The sequence below is a fragment of the Streptomyces sp. NPDC001231 genome, assembly GCF_042896885.1.
Classification (GTDB): Bacteria; Actinomycetota; Actinomycetes; order Streptomycetales; family Streptomycetaceae; genus Streptomyces.
In genome coordinates this window covers 1-1,295 of record NZ_JBIAXS010000083.1, presented here as the reverse complement: position 1 = coordinate 1,295, position 1,295 = coordinate 1, and the positions used below count along the sequence as shown (strand labels likewise).

Genomic DNA, 1,295 nt, shown 5'->3' with positions numbered 1-1,295 from the left:
TCGGTTGCGGGCGTGTTCGGCAATGCGGGTCAGGCCAACTACGCGGCGGGCAACGCCTTCCTGGACGCCCTGATGGAGCACCGTCGCGCGGCCGGCCTGCCGGGTCTGTCGCTGGCCTGGGGCCCCTGGGAGCAGACCGGCACCGGTGGCATGACCGGCGACCTCTCCGAGGACGACCTGCGCCGCCTGGCCCGCATCGGCACCCCCGCCCTCACCGTGGAGCAGGGCCTCGCCCTCTTCGACGCCGCCCTCGACGGCGACGACGCCGCGCTCACCCCCGTCCGCCTGGACCTCTCCGTGCTGCGCGCCGCGGGCGATGTGCCGCCGCTGCTGCGCTCCCTCATCCGCGGACGCTCCCGCCGTGCCGCCGTCGCCGGGTCCGCCACCGCCGGTGGCCTCGCCCAGCGCCTGGCCCGCCTGGACCCCGAGAGCCGCGACGAACTGGTCCTCGACCTCGTACGTGGCCAGGTCGCCGTCGTCCTCGGTCACGCCACCGGCGCCGACATCGACGCCGGCCGCGCCTTCCGCGAGCTGGGCTTCGACTCCCTCACCGCCGTCGAGCTGCGCAACCGCCTCAACACGGTCACCGGACTGCGCCTGCCCGCCACCCTCGTCTTCGACTACCCGACGGTCAGCCACCTCGCCTCGTACATCCTGGACGAACTCCTCGGCACCGAGGTCGAGACGGAGGTCGTACAGCGTACGGCGGCCGTGGCGGACGACCCGATCGTCATCGTGGGCATGTCCTGCCGTTACCCGGGCGGGGTCGCCTCGCCCGAGGACCTGTGGCGCCTGGTCACCGAGGGCACCGACGCCGTCTCCGGCTTCCCCACCAACCGTGGCTGGGACGTGGAGAACCTGTACCACCCGGACCCCGACCACCCCGGAACCGCCTACACCCGTTCCGGTGGATTCCTGTACGAGGCGGGGGAGTTCGACCCGGGCTTCTTCGGGATGAGCCCGCGTGAGGCGCTGGCGACGGACTCGCAGCAGCGGTTGCTGTTGGAGGCGTCGTGGGAGGCGATCGAGCGGGCCGGCATCGACCCGGCCGGTCTGCGGGGCAGTGCGACCGGTGTGTTCGCCGGTGTGATGTACAGCGACTACAGCGCGATGCTGGGCAGCCCCGAGTTCGAGGGCTTCCAGGGCAGCGGCAGCTCCCCGAGCCTCGCCTCCGGCCGCGTCTCCTACACGCTGGGCCTGGAGGGTCCGGCGGTCACGGTGGACACGGCGTGTTCGTCGTCGCTGGTGGCGATGCACTGGGCGATGCAGGCGCTTAGGTCGGGTGAGGTCTCGCT

At 72.7% G+C, this 1,295-nt stretch carries 1 protein-coding gene; it reads left to right on the top strand.

The features are described 5' to 3' along the window. The coding region (locus tag ACFY3J_RS38850; protein WP_390842894.1) for a beta-ketoacyl synthase N-terminal-like domain-containing protein at window positions 1–1,295 on the top strand (1,295 nt) is incomplete at both ends.